Genomic DNA, 25,198 nt, shown 5'->3' with positions numbered 1-25,198 from the left:
ACTGAATATATTGTGTTGAAGAATCAATAAAATGTAATTATGCAAAATCTTAAGAAAGGGGGTTAATGGGATGAAAACATTAAAAAAACAATCTACTAAGTCACTAGAATTCTCATGTATGAGGATTTCAGGTGATATTGTTAAACCTGTTTCTTAAAACTTTAAAGCAAAGAAAGAAATTAGAGAAGGAATTACCTTCTCTAATTTCAAATTTTAGATAGAGTTTACAGGATAGGTTATCATCAAAAAATATTTATAATAATAAGAAAGGATGAAGTAATGAATAGATATAGGATATTTAAAAACAGCAATTTTATCAAAATGTGGCTAGCTTATTCAATTTCAGCGTTAGGCTCATCAATAAGCTTTTATGCGATTATGATTTATTTATATCAACAAACAGGTAAAGCACTGGATATTGGTATATACACCATGACAAGTATTCTAGCTAGTATAATATCAGGACCTTTTGTTGGGCTTATAGTTGATAAATATAACAGAAAAAGATTAATGGTATTTTCTAATTTGATAAGTGGTATATTGATTTTATTATTGGTTGTAAATAAATATATATTTGTAGTTTATATTGTAATCTTTTTTATGACAATATCTAATAAGGTTTATATTTCTGCTAGAATGTCATCCTTGCCCAATATTGTAAAAGAAGAGGAATTAGTTAAGGCCAATGGGTTAATAAGTGGTACTTCTTTTACTATTAGAATAATAGGACCAGGTCTTGCAGGTATTATTACTTCTTTAGTTGGCAGTAGGATTATATTTGTATTTGATAGTGTTTCATATTTTATAGGAGCTATAATAATAATGATGATTGTCTTTTCAAATGAAACAGATAAAGAAGGAAGTTTGAAAAAAAATCTACTGACAGGTATTAAATACATGTTTACTCATAAAGTTCTCAAATTTTATGTTGTTCTAGGGATTTTTTTTAGGTTGTTTTTTTCAATGTTATCTCCATTAATGCTAATTTATGTAATTAAGTATCTTGAAAAAGGAAATGCTGAATATGGAATTTTGATGATGATGGTAGGAATAGGAGGTATAATAGGGAGTTATATAGCTCGAATTATTGAAAATAAATATGATGTCAATACAATATTTGGGAATGGTTTAATTGCTTTAGGATTTATAATGGTACTTTTTTTAAATGTAAAAAAATTTTATTTAGCAACTATTGTTTATTTGATTTACAATATTACATTATTTAGTACAATTATAAATATACATACTAATGTGCAAAAAATAACTCCTGATAATATGAGGGGACAAGTATTTGGAAATATTGGAACAATTTTTGGACCTTTTCATTTAATTTCTATGAGTTTAGGAACATTTTTAGCAGATATATTTAATGTTAGAACAGTATTATTAACTTCAGCAATTTGTTATACTTTTTTATCATTTATAATAATTAGAGTACAAAGATATAATTTATTAAAGGAAGAAAAAGAAAATATTGCTTAGATGGGGGGAAAAATTTGATTATTAATGATATTCGTAAAATAATAAAACCACATATGGCTAATTATGGAATAAGCTTGTATGATGTTAACTCTAATAAAGTGATATTTGAAGAAAGAGAAAATGAACGATTTCATTTGGCTAGTGTTGTAAAAATGATTATTTTAATTGAGGTTTTGAAATTAGTTGAAGATAATAAAATTTCTTTAAATGAACAAATTGAAAGTAGTAAATTAGGCTTTTTTAAGGGGACTATATTTGATTATTTTGATAATAGAAAAGATTTTTCTATAAAAGAATTATTATATCTTATGATAACCTTTAGTAACAGTATAATAGCTGATTATTTTATAAATCTACTAGGGAAAGATTATTTAAATAAAAGGTTTCATAAGCTTGAACTTTATGATACAAAAGTAAATCTTACTATTTTAGAACTAAATATACTTTCATATGGTTTAGATGAAACATATTGTGAAAAGCTTAATACATGGAGGAAATTTTATGATTTCTTTATAGAAAACAAGGATAGTTTTAATAGAAAAGAATGTTTTCAGCGGAATAAAGAATTTGATTATTGTAGATATAATTACTCAACACCTTTAGAAATTAGAAAATATATTAACGATTTTTTAAGCAGTAAAATTATTAATCAAGAATTAACTAATATTGCAAAGGGAATTTTAAAACAACAAAGTGCAAGATTTAGAATGCGTTTTATGGTACCACCAAATATCGAATGGAATATAGGCAACCAAATTGGAACGATTGCAGAAGACAATAAATTTATAGTAATAAATGATTGTGGATTCATTGACGTAAATGGAAAGCAAATAATTTTAGTTTTTTTTACAAATAATATTAGAACAGATTTTTATAAAATTAATCTATCTATAGCTGAAATTACTAAGTTGGTTTATGAAAAATATGTATAGCAGGGGCTTAGGCTTGGAATATGAAGGACATGGGGATAGTTCATCTGTCCTTTTATTTTTATATAGAAACTGAAACTTTTTGCAATAAATTACATAGCTTAAACAGAGTACTAGAAGAAAAATTAAAACTATTACCAGTAAAATATTAGCATAAAATATTTTCTTTTCTTCTTCTTACCCGATTTTAGATTTTATAACATTACAAAAATGTAAGCTTCAATAAAACAATTGTAATCTAATTCAATTGTACCTATTTTGATGTATATATATAATAAAATTAATAATACGGATATAAAGAAAGTGAGGGATACTAAGATGAAAAGAATAATTATGTTTATAATAGCATTGGCAATTTGTTTTATGGGTATTATCTATTGTGTGTATCAAGATATAAATGAATTTTATTTTGCAGATCAAGACCTTATTAAGAAAGTTTCATCCAGTACCCCTGACTATACAAAGATAGATAAAATTCCTAAGGAACTTGTGGATGCTATATTAGCTGTTGAAGATAAAAGGTTTTATATGCATTATGGATTCGATATTTTAGGTATAGGAAGAGCTTTTATATCAAATTTAAGGGAAGGAGAAGTTGTTCAGGGTGGAAGTACGATAACCCAACAATTAGCCAAAAACTTATTTTTGTCCAGTGAAAAAAGTTTGAAAAGGAAATTAAAAGAATTATTTATAGCGGTTAAAATAGAAAGCTTATATACAAAAGAAGAGATTTTAGAAATGTATCTAAATACAATTTACTATGGAGCTGGAGCCCATGGAATCCAAGCTGCAAGTAAGACTTATTTCAATAAAAACGTCGAAGACCTTACAGTAACACAGTGCACTATGCTGGCTGGACTTCCTCAAGCTCCCAGCCTTTATAATCCAAAGAAATATCTTGAAAGAGCTAAGAAAAGACAAGAAATTGTGGTGGATTCAATGTCTAAGAATGGATATATAAGTAAAGAAATAGAAAAAAAGATCAAAAAACAAATGATATGTATTTTTCAGTAAAATATCCTATGGATAGATTTATAATGCAGGTTATGGTAATTGAAGAAGTGACTTGACATAAACAGTGAAAACTAATAGACTATTCTTAGAGAAGAATATATAATAAATATAAATATAATAAGCTAAATGCTGACTAGAGAACTAGAGGCATTATCTATATAAAGGATATAGGTAATGCCTCTAGTCTTTGTTTTTAGGAGGTATTAACAGTTATATGAATCAATTGACAAAGAAATTACTTATTTTTTTACTTATTGTTTTTATGACTCTTTCTTTATGTGGATGTAAAAACGAAGATAAAAGGGTTATTACAAATATAGATGAGAAACAAGAAGAAAGAAAGGAAAGTAAAAATAAAGAAGAAAAAGGATTATCTGTAATAATAGACAATGTAACATACAAAGGATATAAGGGTCCTGTACAAGGAGAAATAAAATATCAGGAAGGAAGACCAGCAGAAGAAAATTCTAGGATATATAAGGCTTCAGGAGATATAGAAAGCCCATATCATGTAAATCTAGTTGTCACAAGGGATTTTGGACATACAAAAATCTTTGGTAAGAATGTAGGATTGGTAAAGGATGAGGTTGGAATGGAGGTCATGTTCCGAAATCTAGATATACAGACGGCATACGGTGGAGGTTTTGTTAATGCTATCAATGGTTTGGAATCAAAATTCACTTTTTATACTGGAGCTGAAAGGGAAAAGATGGATTGGTTTTATTGGGTAAACGGTATACTAGCCCCTGTAGGAATTGCAGAATATCGTCCTCAGCCCGATGATGTAATTTGGTGGGATTATCATGATTGGAGTACTTCTATGTTTATACCAGCAGTTATAGGTTCTTATCCACAACCCTTTAAGAATGGATTTGGAGGAAAAAATCCAGGAACGGTAATTATGTATACAGAAGACTTTGAACAAGAAGCTCAAAAATTAAAGGCAAGTTTAATAGATAAGGGCGTTAAGGAAGTAGAAATAACTCCATATAATCAGTCGGTTTTGGGGAAAATCAAAAAGTATTATATTCTTCTGGGGAAATGGAAGGATTTATCTAATGATAGTAAATTATTACAAAAAATCAATACAAAGAATAAGCTTATTGGATTTTATGTTAAATTCCATGAGGACAAGCTTTACTCTTTAAACTTTAAAGGGAAAGTAATAAAAGTCTACGATGAAAAAGCAGGGGTTATACATGCTCATTCCTCTGGAATGGGTAGTACTAAACCGATTTGGCTTGTAACAGGAATAGATGATGAAGGAGTAAATATGGCTCTAGAGATACTACTGAAAAGACCAGAAGAAATTTATCAGCATTTTGGAGCAGTAATAACCAAAGAAGGTATAGAAAATGTACCATATTTGGATTAAAAATAAAAAATCTTTATTATTTTTGAATCCTTAAAGTAAGGAAGTGAATCGTTATAAATGAATAATAGTAGGATGATTTTTTTACTTATGACGCTAGCCTTTATAATCCTTTATGGGCAAGTTTATGCTGATGCTTTAGTATCTATGGATGTAGAAATGGGATTTGAAGGAATATGCAGGATAGGAGAATTTAATCCTATAAAAATAACTATAAAATCAAAGGAACAAGAAGTCCAAGGTCATTTAATGGTAGAAGTAGATGGAATGATATATAGTCATCCAATAAATATATCTAAAGGAGTTAAAAAGGTATATAGATTTTCAATACCTATTATAAAGGCAAATACAGAAATTAAGGCAAGTATTTCAAGGGCAAAGGATACTATTGTTACTATGGATATTTCTCCTAAAATTTTAGTCTCCAATTCGGTACTCGTAGGATTTTTAAGCGAAGCTTCTGAAAAATTGTATCATATAAAAAGTATAGAGGGTATTCTTATGGAGAAAACAGATTTTATAGGTGTAAATTTAAACGAAGATTTAGACTATAGCTTACAAGAATTGAATAACTTTAATATAATCGTTGTAGATAATTTTATTATAGCTAATCTAAAAAAGGATAAACAGCAGATGCTTATGGATTGGACAAATAATGGAGGATTATTACTAGTTGGGGCAGGAAAATATAGGCATAAAACCTTGACGGGAATCTTATCAGGCCTAAATGGTAGAAAAAAGACAGGTTTAGGTACTGTCGTTCCTATAAAGGAAGGGCTTGAAGGCAATAAAAATATAGAAATGATAAAGGATATAATCGACAGTAATATTACAGCTAAAGGATTGGATAGGATAATTAATGGAAGTAGAATAAATGAGCAGCTTCAGTCTGCACAAGATTTGCAATATGTGGCAGACAGTTTGTTTAAGCCAGATCTAAATTATATGTTGTCTTTAACAGCTTTTTTAATTCTATATATTCTATTAATTACAGGGGCTATTATCTGGCGTAAAGGATCAAGAGGAATAGTTTTAGCAACAGTATTTGGAATCATAATGTTTTTTTATGCTTTGATTTGGTCAGGAGTAATACAGAAAAATAAAGTGGTGTGTACAGGTATTAGTACATATGAAGAATATGGTATATCCTATTCCCTAAATAATATATACCCATATAAAGAAAAAATGCTTTTAGATTTGACTCCCCATTTCTACAGTAGAGAATTGACAAATTCGAAATATGCTATAGATCCTGTTGATGGCAGGATAATATATGATACCAAAGAGCCCCATTATCTGTTCCAGAAAGGAATAATAAAACAAGAAAAACCGCAAATAAAGCTAAAATTAAATGAAGAAATACTTCGGGGAGAAATATTTAATCCTCTGGCTGTAAAGCTATATAATAGTTTTTTAATAGTAGGTGATACTGCTATAAGTATTGGAGATATAGATGGTGGAGGAAAAATAGAAATAAAGTATCGACTTGACCATAATCTTTTTAATATAGGTAATTATAATTATATTACTTCTATATCCCAAAATGCTGGATTAAATAAATATCATATAGAGCTTTTAGAGTACTATCATGAACAAATAGGAGAAGGAGCATTAAATTGTAAGCTGCTTGGATTTAGCAGTGGAGATAAAAAAATAAATATAAATGGCAAAGCTGAAAAGATTAAAGAATTAAGATTAAATGTATTTCCTGTTACTCTAAGCTCAGAGTCAGATGAGGTATCTATACCCTTTAGACTGATTCAACCTGTTGTTAAGTGTAATAAGAAACCTCTAAATAGGATTAAAAACGAATATACGCTTAAAAAAGGAGAAGAACTAGAGCTTTATTATGTAATGCCTATAAATATGGAGCCTAGTGAGATTACAATTCATACTAGGGTTGAAGGTGGCATGATGGAGTTAGAGGTTTACAATTACAATGAAAAACAATGGGAAACAGTTACATCGGAAAAGCTAAGAGGTGATAGCTTAAAGGATTTTATTCAAGATAAACCCTTAACAATAAAAGTAAGGGGTAGTGGCAGAGTATTGATTCCTCAAATAACCGTTAATGGATTTATAAACCTAGGAGATGAGTTGAATGGATAAAGTTTATAATAGAAACTTAATCTTAATTCTAGTCTACTTAATAGTAGACACTATATTTTTAGCTGGATATATGTTTATGGTAATTTTTCAAAGAGAAGGCTATGAACCTCAGGTATATAAAGATGCATATGTATATTTAGTTACCTTTAGCTTTATTTTTTCCAACTTTTTATTCATGCTATGGGATAAAGGAGAATTAGAAAATTTACTTGATAATAGATTAAAAGGATTAGGGATTACAAAAACAATCCTCAGGTATTATAGGAATTTATTTATAGAAATAATTATACTTGCCTTTGTATTAGTTCCCCTTATAATTGCTATTTTTATAATTGGAAATCTAAACCACATTAACTTTGTATTACCGCTATTTATACAGGCTGCATGGGGAATGGCTGTATTGAGCATACGGGGATATTTAGTTACCTTAAAATGTGACAAGCTGTGGAAGGAATTATTTATTATTTTATTTATGTTTACTGTGATTATTTTAACAATAGTATTTTTGTATTTTTATAGCCAATATGGAAGACTGGTTATTACTACAGTCTATGATAATGACATACCAATGGGATTTTTTGTAAATCCTTTATTAACAATTGTAGGACTGCTTTACTTACAGACAGGGTCACCCACCTATATAGGCTATATTCCAGTAATTTATACTATAGGATTCTGCGTTTTTATATTTATACTTAGTTTGCTTTTAACAATTAAAAAGGTGTCTTATGAATTGGGAGGTAAGAATATTGCAAAGTCATCCAGCGGAAAAAACATTGAAAAAGCTTAAAGGTAAAATTTGGGGAGAAAGAATTCTGAATCTGATGATACAGGGTTTATTGGTATCGTCAATATTTTTATTTTTAAGTATACTATTTTCTCATATATATCCTATAGTCTATGTTTTTAGGAAGGTAGTTTATATGGCATTATTTATTCTTATAATTTTTATATCTATAGGATTATTCAAAAAACCACTACTGCAAGAGGCAGCCACTATTGGAGATAGTCTAGGTCTTAAGGATAGGCTTGTAACCTATATAGAGTATAAGGACAATAAGTCACCAGTTGTTGAGGTTTTTATGGAGAATTTAGAGCATATCATAGAAAACATGGATATTGTAAAAAAGTATAAAGTAAAAATAAAATTTAAAAACCTTCTGATTGCCGCATTGATTAGTTCATTATCCCTTGGGGTATATTTTTTACCTTCTAATGCAAGACAGATAGCTGAGGAAAGTGAAGATATAAATAAAATGATAAAGGAAGAGGCAAAAAAAATAAGGGATATAAAGGAAAAGAAAATTGATTCAGCTTCCGATGATGCTTCAAAAGATTTGATTAATACCCTAGAGAAATTAGAAAAGAAGCTTGAAAGCTGTTATAGCTTTAATGAGGCAGCGACAGAGATTTCACAAACACAGAGGAAAATAGAAGGAATAGACGTGAGAAATACATATGATATGATAGAAGCTTTATCGGGAGTTTTTAATGGTACCTTAGCTATGGAGAATAGCTTTGAAATTTCACTAATGAACGATGATATAGACAAGAATTTAGACATAGGATTAAATACAAATTTTTCTGAGGAAGACCAGCAGAAATTTCTTAAAAATCTAAAGAAAGAAATGGATAAACCCCATAATTCAAATACAAAGGATATCTTAAAAAAAATAGAAGCTGAATTAGCCAACAATTCTTTAAATAAAGAAAAATTAAAAAGAATGATTAAGTATAATAAAGAAAATATAGAGGAAGATACACTGATCAAACTTCAAGAAGCAAAGGAAAGATTAATGGCTCAAGATGACAATGGAATGAAAAATCAAGTTGGTGATTACCAGTTTTCCACCTTTGATAAGGGAAAGAATATGGATTATAGAAAAGGAGAGGTTTCCGATAGTGATGAAAATAAAATGTTCATAGGAGGTAGGGGAAATAAGTCAGTTACAAGTTCCTGTGGAATAGGAGGAGGACACCAAAGAGCTTCTGATGAAGGGCGTGGAGAAGAAACCTTGGGTGAACTTGATAAAAATAGTAAAAATGAACGCCTTGGTGATGATGGAAGTTCTGTATCCAATATTTATGGTCAGATCAATGATTCGGGAACTATTATCCATCAGGTTTCAAATAAGGTTTTAGCTATAGATGGAGAGAGCAGCATATTGGAAGCAGCATTAAAGGAGTTTCAAAAAGATGGGTTGAAGTATGTTTATAAATATAAAATACCTTTGAAAAGAAGAGAACTTATAATGGATTATTTCAGTCGGCTAAATGGAGGGGAATTAGATGGAGAAGAGATACATTAGAAATTTTCAGCAGAGCTTTGAAGCCATAGAGGAAGAAATTAAAAAGGCTATTATTGGGCAGGAGGAGATAGTTAGAAATATGCTCATTGGCATAGTTGCGGGAGGAAATGTTTTGATGGAGGGTACCCCAGGTCTAGGTAAAACTCAACTGGTAAAGGTTTTATCCCAAGTTTTAAATGTATCCTTTGCTCGAATCCAATTTACACCAGATTTAATGCCCATAGATATATTAGGTACGGTGATAGTTAATAAGAAGGAAGAGGATTTTGGTTTTACCTTTCAAAAAGGTCCTATATTTAATTCTCTAATATTGGCAGACGAAATTAATAGAGCTACACCAAAGACTCAAAGTGCCATGCTTGAAGCAATGCAGGAAAAAACCATAACAGTTGGAGGAGATACATATAAATTACCAGAACCATTTTTTGTATTAGCCACAGAAAATCCTTTAGATATGGAAGGAACATACCCACTTCCTGAGGCACAATTGGATAGATTCTTGTTCAAGCTTAAGATTTCTATTCCAAATATGGAAGCGCTATCTAGAATAATAGATATTACTACTGGTAAACAAAATATCCTTCAAATAAAAAAAGTTGCAGATAAAGAAGCAATACTAAAAATGAAGGAAATTGCGATGAAGCTTCCTATAGCTTTACCTATAAAGGAATATGCCATAAGGATTATGCTTGCTACTCACCCCCAGCAAAGTCAGTTTCAAGCTGTGAAGGACTACGTGAAGTGTGGAGTTAGTCCTAGGGGTGTACAAGCCATGATAAAAGCAGCTAAGGTTAGAGCTTTGGCTGAAGGAAGATTTAATGTTTCCTATGATGATATAGAAGATATGGCATATCCATGCCTTAGGCATAGGATTTTCATGAATTTCCGTGGATTAGCCGATGGAGTAGATACTGATGACATAATCAAGGATATTGTTAAGAGGGTGAAATAAAATGGAAGAATTCTTAAGAGAAATAGAACATCTTATAATATCAACTAAGAAAAGGTTGATTACAGGGGCAGTCGGCAATCGTAAAGGAAAGGGACTTGGAAGTTCCCATGACTTTTATGGTCATCGCATTTATATTCCAGGAGATGATATAAGAAGGATTGATTGGAAGGCCTATGTTCGTACCGAGAAATTTTATGTACGTGAGTTTACAGAAGAAAGAGAAATGAAGGTGAATATAATTTTAGATAGCAGTGCTTCCATGGATTTTGGTATACCTAATAAGCTAAATACAGCTAAGATGATAACCTTAGGAATTGCTTATATAACATTGAATCAATTGGATAGTCTTAGTATTTATACAATAAATGAAAAAATCGAAATTCTTAGAGAAGATATTAAAGGTAAATACAATTTTTATCAGTTGATAAATCCTATAAAGGAAGTTAAGGGAAAAAGAAAGACTGAATTTGGCTTATTAAAGGGCTTTAGAAGCCTTAGATACGGAAAGACCTTCATAATATCGGATTTATTTAGTAAAAATCTATCTCTTGCGTTAGACTATCTTTGCTCAAAGGGGCAAGATATAGTAGTTTTGCATATATTAGCCCCTGAAGAAATAAACCCAAATTATAATGGAGAGATAAAGCTTATAGACATTGAGACCAACGAAAACAGAATGATACAAGTAGATAAAATAATCAATGATATATATATAAAGAAGATAAAGAAATTCGTAGAAAAGAATAAAGAAATATGCCAGTGTAGAGATGTAAAATATGTTTATTCAACTACAGATATGGATTATATTAGTATTTTACATAAGATAACTGAGGTGACTTAGATGAGTTTATTATATCCCCTTGGACTACTATTATCCTTGTTGCTACCTATTATAGTAATACTTCATTTTAAGAAAAGACAGGCTGTTGAAATAAAAATTTCAAATATAGGATTGTGGGATGAAGTAATAAAGGAGGTACAAGGGATAAGATATAAAAAAATCAATAGATATCTACTACTTTTAATACAGCTTTTAATAGGAGGCCTAATAGTAATAGCTTTTTCCAGACCAGTAAGACTAGAGCCCTTTAAAGGACAGAAACTGACAATAGCTTTAGATTGTTCAATTACTATGCAAGCTGTGGAAAATGGAAAATCTAGGTTTGATATGGCAAAGGAAGAAATAAAAAAATATATTGAAGAAATAGATGATGATGTCCTTATAGACCTTATAGCTTTAAAAAGCAATAGTGAAATAGTTATAGAAAATGGACGAAAAAGAGATGTGAAAGACAAGATTAAAAATATAAAATGCACATATGAATGTTTAGATACAGAAAAGGCAAATAAAGTATTATCTTTAAAGCCTAACCTATCCTTAGTATTTAGCGATAAGAAGCTACCCTTTGGAGATAGAAATATAAAGATAGGCGGTGAGTTTAAGAATATTGGCATTATAAGTGGAAAATATGATTATTATTCAAATACTGCCCTATTTAGCATTAAAAACTATGATAAAAAAGAGAACTCCTTTGTGGTTGAATTAAAGGATGAACAGGGAAGAAAAGATATGCAAAAATTGGAGGTTAAAGGAGATGAAATTGCAAATTTAAGCTGGTCAAAGGTTTGGGAGGACTCAACAGTATTGTGTATGTCTATTCTTGAGAAGGATATGCTAAAGGAAGATAATTGCTTTTTCTTACCAATAGGAAATCAGTATAAATATAGGGTTCTTATGGTAGGAGAAAATTATTTTCTAAAAAAAGTTATCCTCAGTATTCCTTATATAGATGTAGAGTTTGAAAATGATTATATAGTAAAAAATGACTATGACTTATACATAATAAATACAAAGCTATCTGAGGATAAAGTTCCTAAGGGAGATAACATATGGTTTTTAAATCCCGATGACAGTATATTGGATGGAGCTATAAAGGAATCAGGTAGAATTGAAATTTCAAATGATAGTTTTTCTGATGATTTAGACCTTGTAAATACATATGTTGAAAATATTCCTATAGTTAAAGATTTAGAAGAAATGGAAACTATCCTTAAGGTTTCTGGTAAACCTGTAATGGGATTTAAGGAAACAGAAGATTCAAAGAAAATATACTCCACCATAGATTTTAATAAGACCAATTTACCTTTACAGCCAGATTTTCCTATACTAATAGAAAATCTGATTAAATGGTTTTTAAGTGAAAAAAGGAAAATATACGAGCTAGGGGATAAAGTATATGTGAAGGAAGAAGATTTAAGTTTAATAACTCCTTCTGGTATAAAGGAGAAAATTTCATCTAAATCAGTGGCTTTAAAGGAAATTGGAGTTTATAAATTGGTAAAAGAAGATAAAGTAGTCAAAAACTTTTTTGTTAATCCGTCTAAGGAAGTAATTTCAGATTATAAAGCAGAAGATTCTAAAACTGTATATAAGGATGATTGTTTATATCTTAAAAACATAAAGAGATTTGATTTTAGAAATATAATAATATCAATTCTGCTACTGCTGTTGATTGTTGAATGGGAGGTTTATAGGCGTGATGTTAAGCTTAGATAATAACATAGGACTACTTATAATACCTCTTATAATATTAGGATATTTTATTATTCAAGGATTTAATTGCTGGAGACAATTACCCTTTAAAAGAAAAAAACTGTGGGTTATATCAAGAATATTATTGATACTTTCCTTGGCAGGGGTATTGAGTGGAATGACTTTAGAATTAAATTCAAAGAATACTACCACTATATTTTTAGTAGATAGATCCCTGAGTATGAAAGATTCAGTAGATGAGATAGAGATATATATAAAAAACCAGCTTAGCAACAAAAAAAATAGGGACAAAGCGGCAATAATCAGCTTTGCAGGAGATACTATGATCGATATTCCAATACAAAGGGTTATAGATAAGGTAAACTTATCCTCGGAGCCTAATCCCAATTTTACAAATATAGAATACGCTGTGGATTTTGCATTGGACTATTTTCCAAAGGACACAAATCGCCGTTTGGTATTAATTACCGATGGTAGAGAAAATATGGGAGATGTTGCATCCATACTTGATAGGCTAGAGGACAATAAAATAAATTTATATGTATATCCATTAGGCTCTGGTGTTAATCAGGATGTACAGCTTACCTCTTTAGATATACCTGAAAATATCTACCAAAGAGGTAAAATTCCTGTAACTTTAAAGCTAAATAGTAATGTTACGAGTAAAGGGACGTTCTTCCTATATTCTAAAGATCAGCAGTTGCTTATGAAAAAGTTAAAGGTGAATCCTGGAGAAAATATATTTAAATTCCATATACCCTTAAAAAGTAGAAAAAGCATAGAAATTAAAGGGGAGATAAACTTTGATGGAGATAAAAATTTAAGAAACAATATAGCTAATAAAATCATAGAGATTGATAAACAGTCTAAAATTTTGATAGTTGGATATGAGGAAGATATAAAAATTATTAATTCACTTGTTAATAGTGCTGGTTTAGATGCAGTTAAATATTCTCCAGAGGAAGTACCAGATAATATGAATTTTATATCAAAATTTCAGGGAGTTTTTATAGTAAATGTTCCTCACTCCAGATTAACTTCTAATTTTGAAAACAACCTAAAAAAATGCGTAAAGGAGCTTGGAACAGGGCTTATGATAGTTGGAGGTGAAAATAGCTTTGCCTTGGGAGGCTATAGGAATACTGTTTTAGAAGAAATACTTCCAGTTAGCTGTCACATGAAGGGAGATAAGAAAAAGCCCAATACTGGACTAATATTAGCCATAGATTGCTCAGGAAGTATGGAGGATGAAAGCCATGGTATAAAAAAAATCGAAATGGCTAAGGAAGCTGCCATTCGAGCATTGGAAATCTTAGAAAGCAAAGACTACTTAGGAATACTTGCATTTTCAGATACTTTAGAATGGATTGTACCCTTTGGACCAGTGGATGATAAGGAAAGTATAATACATAATATTGAAAAGCTTTCTTCAAAGGGTGGAACTTTGATTTTACCAGGTCTTAAGAAAAGCATAGAAGAACTAAAGCATGCTCCAGTGAAAATAAAACATCTCATACTTTTGTCCGATGGGCAAGGAGAAAAAAAGGGCTATGAGCCTTACTTTCAACAAATGAAGGAAAACAAAATAACACTTTCTTCGGTGGCAGTAGGGAGTGATGCCGATTTAGAAGTACTAAAAAAATTGTCGGATAATGGAAAGGGTAGAAATTATATAGCTAAAAGCTTTGAAACAATACCTAAAATTTTCGCTAAGGAAACCTATTTAGCTACTAAGAAATATATAAATAATGATGAATTTCAGGCAATACAAGTACAGGATACGGATTATTTTCCAAGGCTTCCATTGCCAAGCTTGAAGGGATACATCGGTACAGGTATAAAAGAAAATGCCAGTATAATTCTAAAGACTCCCTTAGATGATCCGCTCCTTGCTTATTGGAGATATGGGTTAGGAAAGGTTATAGCATGGACTTCTGATTTAAATGGTAAGTGGAGCCATGAATGGATTAAGTGGAGAGGATTTAGGGATCAATGGTTAGGATTAATTAACTGGTGCATATCAAATAATTTTAAAGAAAAAATGGAAGTACAACTAGAAACAAATGGTGGTGAAGTGAAGGTAATAGGGTCTGTAGCTTCACCTGAACAAGATGAATATATGGAAATAGTAGTTCTGCAGGATTCTGGGAATTTAAGAGATGAGATTTTAATGGATCAGATTTCGCTAGGAAAGTACAGTGGTAAATTTTATTTAGCTCAAGCTGGAGATTATTTAATTACTGTAAGATTAAAGAATAATGATGAAATAATTGATAGCTTAAGCAAGAAGATACATTTGAGCTATTCAATAGAGTATTCAATAAACAATGGCTCTGGAATAAAAAAGATACAATCCTTAGCTAATATAGCCAAAGGAAAGGTTATAAATAAAGATGACAATGTATTCCAACAGCCCATAATTAAAAATAAATCTAAAACTGATTTAAACTTTATATTATTGCCCTTATCATTATTATTATTCATATTTGATATTGCTTTAAGAAAAATATAATTCCAGAGGGGAGGGGTTTTCATGTCTAATTTATTAAATAGAAAAAAGCTAATGGGTTTTTTAATGACATTCTTTATATTTATGCTGATATTTAATTATTCAATTGAGTATACCTTTGCAGCTCCATCTAAGATTGCCAGAGAAGATATTAAAAGGGCAGCTGAAAAAACCATAGATTATTACAATAAAACATATAGAAAAAAAGAGTTTAAAGGTATACTTGATTGGCCAGCTCTAGGACTTTTTGGATTTGGAGAAGATGTCAGCGGTCCTAAATGGACGGTTAATGGGAAAAATGGTCCATATTTTAGAGAAGAGCAGGTGAAAAGGGGTATAGGGCTTAGTAAAATTAAAAATACCGATTTTCAAAGAACCATCATAGGAGTATGTTCAGCAGGCAAAAATCCTAGAAGCTTTGGAGGTATTAATCTAGTTGAAATTGTAAAGGGAACCATGCTACCCAATGGTCATTTTGCTGATTCAGTCGAAGATAGAAAAACAGGAAAACCCGTTGGAGAAGAACTAGTAAATGCCCATATCTTTGGTATAATATCACTCCATTGTGCAGGAGAGCCTATTCCTAATAGAGATAAATGCCTTGAATGGCTACTGAATCAGCAGCATCATGATGGTGGATTTACATGGGATGTAAAATATTTTGATGATCCAGAGGATTACAAATTGATAGAATCTGATGTTGATATGACAGCAGGAGGACTAATGGCAATGGCAATATTAGGATTAGATGAAAAGCATCCAGCAGTAAAGAAAGCATTAAAATTTTTAAAGGAAAAGCAATTGGATAATGGAGGCTTCGATTCATGGGGAACCGAAAATCCAGAAAGCTGCGTATGGGTGATACAAGCTCTGACCTTATTGGGACAAGACCCCATTGGTCCTGAGTGGACAAAACAAAATGGAGAAAATCCTGTAACTGCAATGCTAAGATTTCAGCTAGAGGATGGAAGCTTTGCCCATGTACTTGATGAGGAAGAAATGCTTCCTATATATGACAATGGAATGTCTACAGAGCAAGGACTTTATGGTATGGCAAGCGCATATAACAATAAGTGTGTATATGATATGCTTCACGAAAAATATAGACTAGAGGCTCAAAAAAATATATTTGATGATTTTAAACCAGGAGAATTTGGCTTTGATGAAGTAATGGAACTGGTATATGACTATGTATTAGCTGGATATACCGATGGTACATTTAAACCTGAAAAACCTGTAACAAGATCAGAATTTGCAAAGCTTTTAGTATGCAGTTTAAATCTCAAGGATGAAATAAAGAATTATAGAGGTTCAACTAGGTTTAAGGATATAAATGAAGGGCATTGGGCTGATAATTATATAGGAATGTGTGTAAATAAAGGCTATGTAAAAGGAACTTCAAATAATACTTTTATGCCAGACGAAAATATAACTGGAGAGCAGTTAATGGTAATACTTGTAAGAGCTATGGGCTTAGAGGATGAAGCTAAAAAAAGAAGTATAGGGGGAAAGGAATTGACCTATGGATATATGCAGATAGCTAAAGAAAAGGGATTTATATATGAAGGCTTTAAAGCAAAGGAAAATGTAAATAGAGCTGAGTGTGGGTGGAGTCTTGTAAGGCTTAGAAAGGCTTTAAATTAATTCATTGTTTAAATTTTAACTCTAGTAGTTTTAATATTTACCTTTGGATTATATCAATAAGCTGATTATGAAATTATTAAATAAATAATACAAATTTTATTTAAGAGGAGGAATAAAATTGAAAAAAACAATATTATCAATAGTTTTAGCAGCTTCTTTTATAATACCTTCATTTGCAGAGATAAATATAGAAACAATAAGGGACAGTTTAAATCCGGAAAAGATAGTATTAAAGGGAAAATCAGATTATTATGGAAGACTTGCATCAATAAAAGTTTATGACAAAGAGAATAATGAGAAAATGTATTATCTAGACACATCTAAAACCAACTTAAATGGGAATTTTGAATTTAGCTTTAATATACCAAAAGGTAAAACAGGTATTGGTCAAATAGTAATAGGAGATGAAACAAAGAACATAGAGATATCTGTAGATGAAGAAGATAAAGAAGCTCCTGTTATAAAGGTAGAAGGAATAAAGGATAATATGACCGTTAAGAAAAAGTATATAGGCTTTAAAATAGAAGTAAAAGATAATAAGGATAAGAATATAGAGGCAGTAGTAAAGGTGAATGGGAAGGGGATAAATAAGAATGATAATGGTAATTATAATGCAGAATTAAGCAGGGGGGAAAACAAAATAGAAATAATAGCAGAGGACAAAGCTGGAAATAAGACAAAGTTAACATATGAAATAAAATATAAAAAGGATAAAGACAAGGATGAAGATAAAGACAATGACAAGGATATAGACGAAGATAAGAAGAAAAATAGAAATGATAATGATGAAGATAAAGCGACTGTTGAAGCATATATGAGTGGTGTTGAAGAAAATATAGGCTTTAAGGATATAGTAGGATATGAATGGGCAGAGGAAGCTATTAATAAGATGTGTGAAAAAGGGATAATTAAGGGAAGAAGTAAGGAAATATTTGATCCAGAGTCAAGCATTACAAGGGCAGAATTTGCTACATTAATTACAAGGATTTTAAATGTTGAAGATAATCATGACTATACAATAGCTTTTAATGATGTACCACATGATAAATGGTATTATGAATCAGTAAGAATGATTTGTGCAGCTAAGCTAATGAAGGGAAAATCAAAGGAATTTTTTAATCCTGAAGAAAAAATAACTAGACAGGAAATGGCTGTGGTTGTGGCAAATATCTTACATAAGCAAGGATATAAAGCTTTAGATATAGCTGAGGTTGAATTCAAGGATAAGGATAAAATTGCACCATGGGCTATTAAAGCAGTAGTTACATCACAGCAAAGGGGCATTATAAAAGGAATCAATGGAGAATTTAAACCAAATGAACCACTAAATCGAGCTCAAGCAGCTATTATAATCTATAGATTATATGAAATATTAAATTAACCTATTGTGCTAGTTTCTATCACTAGAGTTTTAATATTTTCTTTTCGCTTATGTAATAAACCTGTTTTTTTATATTGATTTGAAGGAAAAAACAGGTTTATAAAAATCACTTAAATAAAATATTAAAACTCCCTAAGGCATATAAGAAACAGAAAATTTATTTTATAGCTTGGCGGGTTAAATTAATCTAAATAAATGGGAGGGTTTTATATGAAGAAAATAGTAAAAGCTTCTATACCATACATAATAATTTTTTGTCTTATCTTTTCATATTCAAGCATTGGTTTAAATGTATATGCTGATTCATCAAGTGATGATTTATATGACAAGGTTTTAGCTGCAATAGACAATACATCAAATTATATGATGAATAATAGCACCTTTAGCAGCGACTGGAAAGTCGTAGGATTAGTAAATGCTGAAATGCCGATCCCAGAAAGTTATCTAGAGGATACCGAGGAAAATATCAAGCAAAGAAACGGATATTTCATGAAGGTAACAGATTACGAGAGGATTGTAATTGGAATTACAGCAGCTGGGGGAAACCCAAGAAATATTGGAGGATATGATTTACTAGAAAAAATATATAACTTTGAAGATGGAGATAAGGACATAACCTTTCAAGGAATAAATGGTGTAATATACGCATTGATCGCATTGGATTCTAAAAATTATTCTATACCACCTAATAGCAAATATGATAGGGCTTGGCTGATTAATTATATATTGGATAGTCAAAATCATGATGGAGGTTGGAATTTAAGCGGAAATCAAGGTGACAGTGATGTAGACATAACTGCTATGGCATTAATAGCCCTTGCACCATACCATGATTATCTAGGGGTTAGTGAGAAAGTAGAAAATGCTGTTAATTGGCTTTCTGCTGTTCAAAGGGAGGACAACGGAGGATTCAACTCATGGGGATCATATGATAATTGTGAAAGCGTATGCCAAACTATTATAGGTCTTTGTGCAAATGGAATAGACCCTACTTCAGAAAAATTTACTAAAAATGGATTTAATGCAATCCATGCTTTATTATCCTTTGCTAAGGAAGATGGAACATTTGTACATACAAAGGACAACGACGACAACATAGGTATGTCAACTGAACAAGCCTACCAAGCACTACTTGCATATGATAAATTTGTAGAAATGGGTAGTGAATATTGTGATGGTAAAAATTCCATATATTATTTTGGAGAAGAAGAAAAGCCCGTTGAAGATGAAGACTTTAAAGAATTTGAATCTAGAGAGGATATTAAGGCAGATAAAATATGGAGTATAATATTCAATCAAAAAATTCAAGAAGGATGTGTAGACACAGAAAATGTCATTATAGTAGATGAATATGGAGAAAAGCACCCTATAGAAGTAGAAATAATTGATGATAATACTGCAATAAAAGTTACTCCAAAGATCCCATATTATTCTGGTGAGAAATATACGCTATATGTAAAAACTAAAAATGTATCTAATATAATAAGATCAGAAAGTGGAAAAGAATTAAAGCAAGGCATAAAAATGAGTTTTACAATTGAGAACTAATATGATTATTATGTATACAAAGAAGGTGAAGCCATGAGAAGCTATAAGAAACCTTTAATTCCTTTAATGCTTGCAATATGTATGATTTTATTAAATTTTACATCAGCCTTTGCAGCATATAGTCCTAAAGGCAAAGTGCTGCAAATTGCAGACCCAGAGTCAGAATTAGAAGTAATTGAAATTATTGAATATATAGACCCTTCAAGCTATAGTATAGAAATTGAAGTAGAAAATAATAAAATTGAGGAAAAGGAAAAAATAAAACTAAAAGCAAAGGTTTTAGATAGTCAAGGAAATGAAATTGAGGATAAAAGCATTATTTGGACAAGCGCTGATGAAGATATAGTAAAAATAAATAAATATGGTGAAGCTATTGGAGTTAATCCTGGAAAAACAACCATAAGGGCTTCCCTTAAAGAAAATAGGAAAATATATGGAGAAATAAAGCTTGAAGTCGAAGAAGGTAAAGGAAATATTTCAAAAATAGAAATCCATGCAGCCTCTAAAACGTTAGAAATTGGAGAAGAATTAGAGCTAAATGTATATGATAATAAGGGTACAAATGTTAAAAATAATAGAATAATATGGTCAAGTAGTGATGAAGAAATATTAGAAATAAATGACAATGGAGTAGTAACGGGTATAAATAAAGGAACAGCTATTATAAAAGCTGTTCTTAAGGAAGATGAGGAAGTATCTGACACTGTAGAATTAAAGGTTTTAGAAAAGGAAGAGGTTGAAGTTAGTATTCGAATTGAAGGATATGAAGAAACAATAGTACCTGAAAGAAATATAGAAGTGGACAATTTTGATTTGACGCCCTATTTAGGACCAGCTTCTGGGGAGTCAGCAGAAGAGTCAGATGGATGGGGTCTTGACCGTTTAAAAGAACCTACAGTAGCCCATGCCTTGATACAAGCCTTAGAGGATGAAGGGATAGATTGTAAAGACCATAAAAAAGGACTAGATCTTCAAGATTATGGATGGTCATTATATGTTGCTATGATTGATGGAGAAAGGGAATTTGATTATAGATCAACCTCAGGATGGCTTTATAGGGTAAATGGCTGGAATCCAAATTATGGATGCCAACAATATAAATTAGAAAAAAGAGATGAAATACTATGGTATTTTGGTGCCTATGGATTTGATACATTGGTTACAGAAATAGAAGCAGATAAAAGAGAAGTAAATATAGATGAGGAAATTACATTAACTTTAGAAGGCTCAAAGTGTTCAAGGGGGAGTAAGAAAAAAAATAATAACAAAAAAATAGAGGGTGCTGCAATATATGTAGATGGCGACAAATATGAGATTGATGGAGAAGAGATATTAACAGATAAAAAGGGGAAAGCAATAATAAGGTTTAATGATGCTGGTACCTATGAAGTATCGGCAGAAAGATTTGATAGTAAAGGTATAAGAGATATAGTAAGACCTAAGCCCATAGAGATTAAAGTTATAAACGAAGCTGCATATGATGATGAAGATATTGAGGATATTTGGAAGCTGATAAAGAGTAAAAAGTCAACAGAAAAACAAATCTGTGAGAAAATCTGTAACACCATTGAAGGTTTATTAGAGTATAGCGAAAGTACTAAAAAGGAAAAAGAGGTAAAAGCTATTATAATAGATATTGAAAAGCTATTAGAAGCTATTGGACAAGCGAGGGAGAGATTAGAGAATGAGGCTTCAATTAAGAAAGTTGCAAATGCAAGTCTAAAGCTTATAGAAATATTATTACAGTATTCCCATAAGTATGAAGACCTATTAAAAGACATAAATGAAGAAACTTTACAGGCTGCAGATGTGTATTTTAACCTAGTATGCAAAATAGAGGACAATACAAAGGGCGATTCATCATTGAAGAAATTAATTGAGCTACTAGGTGAAATTATTGAAAATTGTGGAGCCTTAGACCAAAACATGATGGAAAATGAATTAGTTGTATTTTTAGAAGAATTTATTAGAAATAAATATAAAATAAAAGTAGGTAGTAAAGATATAGAAGAAGTTGACGGAAAAGTCATAGTAAATCTAAGTTCAAAAGATATATTAGTGAATGTAGAAAAAATAATTAAAAAAGCAGAATTTATTGAAGAACAATTGAGCTTAAATGATATTGAAGCCATGAAATTATTAACTAATGAATTAGTGATAGAAGTTCCAGATTGTAAGGATAAGGAAGTTGAAATAGGCTTTAGCAGAGATACTATTGAAGAGCTATTCTTTAAGGATATAGATAGAGTTAAGGTAATAACCCCTAGTGTTTCTTTCAAAGTGTCTACCGATTTTGCTAAGAAAAATACAAATTTTAGTAATATGAGTATTGGCATTAAAACTTTAGCAAATTATAAACTAAATGGGATAGAGCTAGGTATAAAGCTAGATAATGAGGAGCTAGGCAAGTGGAATAGTCCTTTGATTATTGAAATGCCATATAAAGTTAAGGAAGGAAAAACCCATGAAATAACGGTTTTCAAAAAGGAAGAACATAATAATATAAAAAACGTTGGAGGCATTTATTTTGAGGATCAATACATGGTAAAGTTCATGGCAAATGAATCGGGAATATACATTCCTATGGTAAATAAAAAGATATTTACAGATTTAGAAGGTTTTAAGTGGGCTGAAAAGGAAATAGCAAGTATGTCATCAAAGGGATTAATTAAAGGGAGAGATAAACAGAAATTTGATCCAGCATCCAAAATAACTAGAGCCGAATTTGCAGCATTGATTTCTAGAGTGCTAAGATTAAATACTCATCTACAGAATAATTTAATCTTTAAAGATGTTACTAAAGATAAATGGTATTACGATGTTGTAAAGTCAGTATATAAGAATGGATATATGAAAGGAAGAACAAAGAAAATATTTGACCCTAATGGAAAAATAACCAGAGAAGAGATTGTTGTTGTAGTTGCAAACATATTAAAAAAGGAATTTTATAAATATGTAAAGAAACAAAATAGTTTAGAAAAATACTTAGATGGTCATGAGGTTTCAAGTTGGGCAGAAAGCTCAATGGATATGATTATAAAATTGGGAATATTAGATGAGATTAAAGGCCTAGAATTAAGACCAAAGGAAGAACTAAACAGAGCACAGGCTAGCATTATACTACATAGGTTATATCATATATTAATGGATAATTACTAGAATATTTATAATATGATTATAAATTGAACTTCAAAGATAAATTTGATTTATTGACATATTTTTATATATGGTATAGAATGTTCTTGTAAAGAAGTTACATCTTTTAAATTTCATAATAGATTATTTAGGTTTTTCGATGAAATACCGAAAATTAAAAGGGAATCTGGTGAAAATCCAGAACGGTCCGGCCACTGTAAGTGGGGAGTGATCCTTCAACATGCCACTGTTCAATACTAGCTCAAGTATAGGATGGGAAGGTGAAGGCAAGCTATGATCCATAAGTCAGGAGACCTGCCTAGATAACTTTACATTGTACCTTCCGGTGAAAGGGAATATGTAGAACATAGAGTGAAATCATCTGTGTCCAACATTTATGGTGAAATATCTGAAAATATCCATAAAGCCCTAACTTTCATTGGAAGCTAGGGCTTTTGTTATTGTCTACAGACTCATATGTTTCTGAAAAAAATTATGGATTAGTACAAAGTAAGAAGTAATCTAAAATACTTGTTTTGATGTTTAGAAATTTTATCCCATAGTAAAAATATATATTATGATAGATATAAAAGGAGTAAAGGGGGATAATATCTTGAATAAGAAACAGGTTCAAATGCTTATCAATGAAAAGGAAAAACGTTTGCTAGAACTAGTTCGTAGCACTGGATATGGAGAATTAAAGGTGGTTATACAGGATGCTTTACCCATAAGAGTAGAGGAGCTTAAGAAATCTATAAAATTATAATTCAAAAGAAGAGCTGACCAGAAAACTGGAGGCACTGCCATATTATATGGTAGTGCCTTTTAGTTATAAAGAATAATTAGCCATAAAAGGGGGGAATTCAGGGGGCAACACAATTTTATGGTATTAAATATCAAATGCAATTCTTTTAAATTAAACAAATAAAAGGAGATGAATAATGATGAAAAAAGTTTTAAGTATGTTAATGGTTACTGTTATGATTTTAACTGTTTTGGCAGTACCTGCATTTGCAGATGATGGGTGTACTACTTATCCATATGTTACTTTAGATGATAGTAATGATTTTACGATTGTAGGAGATGTGAGCAATACTCAGACCATAAAGGCTGTAGGACTGGATTCTTCATGGTCAAAGCATGATTTTACTGCTATAGAAAAGCAATACCTAACTTGGACAACCAGTGATTCAGAGGTAGTGAAGTTTGTGTCAGGACCTACAACAGTAACATCAAAAACTGGAGTAGATCAAGTAACGATTAAGACAATGGGTCAAGGAACTGCAACTGTAACTGTAACTTATGATACGCCAGATGATGCACCTGTAACAGTAACTAGTTATGTAGTGGTAGAAGGATCAACAGTAACTAATTCAGTATCAGAAGTAAATATTGTAGTGGACGGAGTATCTTCAGATGATTTTACAATGACATTTAATACAGTGCCACTTTTTGATTTAAGTGATGCTGGAATATGCACCAATGACAATGACGTATTAAAGAAAACTCCAAGTGCAATCCATGCATTATTATATGCACTAGAGATTTATTATAGTGACGAAACTACTTCAACTGCCATTAATAATTTTGATTGGAATTGGGTAAAAAAGAATGTGACAATTGAAAGTGAAGGTAGTTATGTAAGTAGAATATCAAATGATACTAATGATTATTCAAATGGCTGGCAGTTTGAAGTGAATTCAAGTGCTCCTAACCATGCAGCATCTGTAATACCATTATCAGATAATGATGGTGTTACATGGAAATTCAAACAATTTTCATGGTAATTTAATTTTAATAAATATATATTGATTATTTATTTACAAGTTAGATATTTTATATCTAACTTGTATTTGCATTAAAATAATAACACAATATGTAAAATATTAAATATTATAGAAATTAATTTAGGCGGGGGAGATAGTAGAATGACTAGTAAAAGAATAATAAGTTTACTCTTGATTATGCTTCTGCTTATAAGCTCTGTGGGTGGTGTTAATGCTGAAGGTGACTCAGCTTTAAGTATAGTAACAAGTATAGGTATAAATGGAGATAAAACAGTAAAGGTAGGAAGTACAATAGACTTAGATGCAGTAGTAAGGGATCAAAATGAAGCCCAGATGCCAGAGGAAGAAGTGACATGGGAATCAGAGGATACAGAAACAGCAACAGTGGATAAGGAAACGGGAGAGGTAACGGGAATAAAAGAAGGTAGTGTAGCAATAACAGCAATATCAAAAACAAAGGATACAGTTAAAGC

At 30.8% G+C, this 25,198-nt stretch carries 18 protein-coding genes and 1 riboswitch; all 18 genes read left to right on the top strand.

The window, feature by feature from the left end:
- Positions 1-279: 279 nt before the first annotated feature.
- Positions 280-1,482 carry an MFS transporter gene (locus BUB36_RS06960; protein WP_073148419.1) on the top strand — a complete coding sequence of 401 codons (1,203 nt, stop codon included), beginning with the start codon at positions 280-282 and terminating at the stop codon, positions 1,480-1,482.
- A gap of 14 nt (positions 1,483-1,496) precedes the next feature.
- Positions 1,497-2,414: a serine hydrolase gene (locus BUB36_RS06955; RefSeq protein WP_073148417.1), complete on the top strand. Its 918-nt coding sequence runs from the start codon at positions 1,497-1,499 to the stop codon at positions 2,412-2,414.
- A gap of 315 nt (positions 2,415-2,729) precedes the next feature.
- A complete protein-coding gene (locus BUB36_RS06950; RefSeq protein ID WP_073148415.1) occupies positions 2,730-3,425 on the top strand; it encodes a transglycosylase domain-containing protein in 696 nt (231 codons plus the stop codon).
- A gap of 214 nt (positions 3,426-3,639) precedes the next feature.
- Positions 3,640-4,800: a DUF4430 domain-containing protein gene (locus tag BUB36_RS06945; RefSeq protein WP_073148413.1), complete on the top strand. Its 1,161-nt coding sequence runs from the start codon at positions 3,640-3,642 to the stop codon at positions 4,798-4,800.
- Positions 4,801-4,857: 57 nt separating this feature from the next.
- Complete coding sequence (locus BUB36_RS06940) at positions 4,858-6,906, top strand: hypothetical protein (protein ID WP_073148411.1); 2,049 nt, start codon at positions 4,858-4,860, stop codon at positions 6,904-6,906.
- Positions 6,899-7,696 (top strand): hypothetical protein, encoded by a 798-nt coding sequence (locus BUB36_RS06935; protein ID WP_073148409.1) that lies wholly within the window; start codon positions 6,899-6,901, stop codon positions 7,694-7,696. Before BUB36_RS06940 ends, BUB36_RS06935 begins: the two co-directional genes overlap by 8 nt.
- Positions 7,656-9,215, top strand: a complete 1,560-nt coding sequence (locus tag BUB36_RS06930; protein ID WP_073148407.1) for a hypothetical protein — start codon at positions 7,656-7,658, stop codon at positions 9,213-9,215. The genes BUB36_RS06935 and BUB36_RS06930 overlap by 41 nt, the downstream gene beginning before the upstream one ends.
- The gene (locus BUB36_RS06925; RefSeq protein ID WP_073148405.1) at positions 9,196-10,167 is read left to right on the top strand and encodes an AAA family ATPase; all 972 of its coding nucleotides are present in this window, start codon (positions 9,196-9,198) and stop codon (positions 10,165-10,167) included. Before BUB36_RS06930 ends, BUB36_RS06925 begins: the two co-directional genes overlap by 20 nt.
- A gap of 1 nt (position 10,168) precedes the next feature.
- Positions 10,169-11,008 carry a DUF58 domain-containing protein gene (locus tag BUB36_RS06920; RefSeq protein ID WP_073148403.1) on the top strand — a complete coding sequence of 280 codons (840 nt, stop codon included), beginning with the start codon at positions 10,169-10,171 and terminating at the stop codon, positions 11,006-11,008.
- Positions 11,009-12,724, top strand: coding sequence for a vWA domain-containing protein (locus BUB36_RS06915; RefSeq protein ID WP_073148401.1), 1,716 nt, complete (start codon positions 11,009-11,011; stop codon positions 12,722-12,724).
- Positions 12,708-15,233 carry a VWA domain-containing protein gene (locus BUB36_RS06910; protein ID WP_073148399.1) on the top strand — a complete coding sequence of 842 codons (2,526 nt, stop codon included), beginning with the start codon at positions 12,708-12,710 and terminating at the stop codon, positions 15,231-15,233. Before BUB36_RS06915 ends, BUB36_RS06910 begins: the two co-directional genes overlap by 17 nt.
- Before the next feature lie 21 nt (positions 15,234-15,254).
- Positions 15,255-16,874 (top strand): S-layer homology domain-containing protein, encoded by a 1,620-nt coding sequence (locus BUB36_RS06905; protein WP_073148397.1) that lies wholly within the window; start codon positions 15,255-15,257, stop codon positions 16,872-16,874.
- Positions 16,875-16,992: 118 nt separating this feature from the next.
- Positions 16,993-18,255 carry an S-layer homology domain-containing protein gene (locus tag BUB36_RS06900; protein WP_073148395.1) on the top strand — a complete coding sequence of 421 codons (1,263 nt, stop codon included), beginning with the start codon at positions 16,993-16,995 and terminating at the stop codon, positions 18,253-18,255.
- Between the two features lie 210 nt (positions 18,256-18,465).
- A complete protein-coding gene (locus BUB36_RS06895; protein ID WP_073148393.1) occupies positions 18,466-19,803 on the top strand; it encodes a prenyltransferase/squalene oxidase repeat-containing protein in 1,338 nt (445 codons plus the stop codon).
- A gap of 33 nt (positions 19,804-19,836) precedes the next feature.
- Positions 19,837-22,962 carry an S-layer homology domain-containing protein gene (locus BUB36_RS06890; protein ID WP_073148391.1) on the top strand — a complete coding sequence of 1,042 codons (3,126 nt, stop codon included), beginning with the start codon at positions 19,837-19,839 and terminating at the stop codon, positions 22,960-22,962.
- Positions 22,963-23,071: 109 nt separating this feature from the next.
- Positions 23,072-23,275, top strand: a riboswitch (cobalamin riboswitch).
- Between the two features lie 276 nt (positions 23,276-23,551).
- The gene (locus BUB36_RS06885; RefSeq protein ID WP_207550776.1) at positions 23,552-23,704 is read left to right on the top strand and encodes a DUF2292 domain-containing protein; all 153 of its coding nucleotides are present in this window, start codon (positions 23,552-23,554) and stop codon (positions 23,702-23,704) included.
- A gap of 175 nt (positions 23,705-23,879) precedes the next feature.
- Positions 23,880-24,725, top strand: a complete 846-nt coding sequence (locus tag BUB36_RS06880; protein ID WP_073148387.1) for a DUF4430 domain-containing protein — start codon at positions 23,880-23,882, stop codon at positions 24,723-24,725.
- 141 nt (positions 24,726-24,866) lie between these two features.
- Positions 24,867-25,198 (top strand): Ig-like domain-containing protein (locus BUB36_RS06875; RefSeq protein ID WP_207550775.1); only part of this gene is annotated, 332 nt, incomplete at its 3' end.

The organism is Paramaledivibacter caminithermalis DSM 15212, assembly GCF_900142245.1.
GTDB lineage: Bacteria > Bacillota > Clostridia > Peptostreptococcales > Caminicellaceae > Paramaledivibacter > Paramaledivibacter caminithermalis.
This window is presented reverse-complemented; position numbering and strand designations above follow the sequence as displayed.